Source organism: Bartonella sp. OT172YNZD, from assembly GCF_042193725.1.
Taxonomy (GTDB): domain Bacteria; phylum Pseudomonadota; class Alphaproteobacteria; order Rhizobiales; family Rhizobiaceae; genus Bartonella; species Bartonella grahamii_A.
In genome coordinates this window covers 1-1,906 of record NZ_JBHILZ010000051.1, presented here as the reverse complement: position 1 = coordinate 1,906, position 1,906 = coordinate 1, and the positions used below count along the sequence as shown (strand labels likewise).

General features: G+C 33.6%; 4 protein-coding genes. 3 read left to right on the top strand and 1 reads right to left on the bottom strand.

The window, feature by feature from the left end; genetic code table 11:
- The 3 genes from ACFIJS_RS08875 to ACFIJS_RS08865 all read left to right on the top strand — a co-directional run.
- Positions 1 to 418, top strand: a 418-nt coding sequence (locus ACFIJS_RS08875) for a replication/maintenance protein RepL (protein WP_375651244.1), incomplete at its 5' end; no start/stop codon positions are given.
- 298 nt (positions 419 to 716) lie between these two features.
- Complete coding sequence (locus ACFIJS_RS08870) at positions 717 to 995, top strand: type II toxin-antitoxin system RelE/ParE family toxin (protein WP_375651246.1); 279 nt, start codon at positions 717 to 719, stop codon at positions 993 to 995.
- A 17-nt stretch (positions 996 to 1,012) separates the two neighbouring features.
- Positions 1,013 to 1,300 (top strand): HigA family addiction module antitoxin, encoded by a 288-nt coding sequence (locus ACFIJS_RS08865; protein WP_005864567.1) that lies wholly within the window; start codon positions 1,013 to 1,015, stop codon positions 1,298 to 1,300.
- 49 nt (positions 1,301 to 1,349) lie between these two features.
- Here the strand turns inward: ACFIJS_RS08865 and ACFIJS_RS08860 are convergent, their stop codons facing one another.
- Positions 1,350 to 1,526 (bottom strand): hypothetical protein, encoded by a 177-nt coding sequence (locus ACFIJS_RS08860; RefSeq protein WP_375612418.1) that lies wholly within the window; start codon positions 1,524 to 1,526, stop codon positions 1,350 to 1,352.
- Between the last annotated feature and the right edge of the window lie 380 nt (positions 1,527 to 1,906).

Below are 1,906 nucleotides of genomic sequence, written 5' to 3'. Positions count from 1 at the left end.
AAGGTTATGGACGATTTTGTTGTTTGTGTCATACCTAAAAGGCAAAAATGGATTTAAAAAGGAATGGATTGCAATGCCTCAACATCCGATGGCTATAATAGCGAAAAGTAATTTAAATGGATATGATCTTAAGGTGTTTTTCATTCTGGCTTCTCGTCTTGATTTCGAAAATCTATTAGTCGTCAATCAAACGGAATTGGCTAAAAAAGTTGGTATTACCAGACATCACTTTAATCGAAGCATAAAAAGACTAATAGCTATGGATATTCTTTTGGAAGGTCCTCGTATTGGGATTAATAGATCCTACCGTCTCAACCCAAACCTTGGTTGGAAAGGTAGTGCTAAAAACCATAAAATAGCTCTTAGAGAGAACTTAAAAAAATCGCATAAAAGCCGCCAGTATTCAAGGTGTATATGAGAATAACAAACCTTTAGAAATGGACATCAGTAATCAAATAGATCTCGAAGATTATCTTAGATGAAAAATAATTAGCTCCATTTATCCATAAAATAAGAGGCTACAACATCCTCATCAATTCAAAATCTGCTTTAGCAGGCATTTTTGATGCTTAAAATATACAGATACAGAAGAGAGAATAAAAAATTAATAAAAGCATAGTAGTTACGCTTCACAATGTTACCAATAATGGTAACATTGGTGGCTTAACTGAACAATTTCTTCTTGTATTTTATAACGATACACATTACAGTGAAACATAATTTTGGGATTTAAACATAAAGGGCTTGAAGCCTTCTACAATACTGGTACTACAAAAGGAATTCAGTCTGCTCATACTCAAAAGTTAAGACGTATTCTAGGTGCTCTTGATGTAGCTATATCACCAAATGATTTGAACTATCCGTCCTTTCGATTGCATCCTCTAAAAGGTGATCTTAAAGGCTATTGGTCAATTACTGTAAATGGAAATTGGCGTGTAATATTCCGTTTTGTTGGTATAGATATCGAATTAGTTGATTATCTAGATTATCATTGAATAAGGAGAGATAAAAAATGATGAAAAACCCTCCACATCCTGGAGAACTCTTGCGTGAAGATGTAATCGTAGAGCTTGGCTTATCTGTTACCGAAACAGCTGAACGGCTTGGTATGTCTCGTGTAGCATTTTCTAGGGTTTTAAATGGAAAAGCTGCTATTAGTCCCAATCTCGCTATTAGGCTTGAAATGGCTGGTGTGAGTACTGCACGTGCTTGGCTAGCTATGCAAACAAATTATGATTTAGCGCAAGCTTTAAAACAGAAACAACCTAAAATACATCCTCTTTGTACTAGCTCTTGTTAGTACCATTCTATCATATTGGAGAGCTTGACGAACATTCTCTAATAACCTTTTACTTGAAAAGCATAAGATCAGAACCGGGAGGAGCTAACCGTAATAGGAGCGTATCATATCCCCAATTGACAGCTAAACTTAGAAATATCAAGACTATATAACCAATGACCATTGCTGTTTGGTGTTCAAAAGGTGCAGAGCCCGCTACATATCCAGTAAAAAAAATAAATAGCACCAGCAAACTCCCCCCTGCTATAAACTCTGTTAAAATAATAACCGGTTTACGAATAAGCAAAAGAAAAAGGAAAAGGAAAAAAAGGCACGTTTTCAATATCTTATGTAATATTTTATAAACGATAGAAAACACTCTACGTATTATAGTTATTAAAATTGATTGTTTGGAATTTGGATTTTTCTCTTTTTTATTTAATTTATTAGTACATAGAGTGTCCATTACCCCCTCCAATATTTTTATCTATAAAACGCTTTATGGCTACATGATACGTTTTATTTTATTCACGATTGTTTATATACCTATATAGATAATTATTTCAATTTTATAATTTTTTAGTGCTTAATGTGACATACGGTTTCTTTATTTTTAAAAAGCAGGCG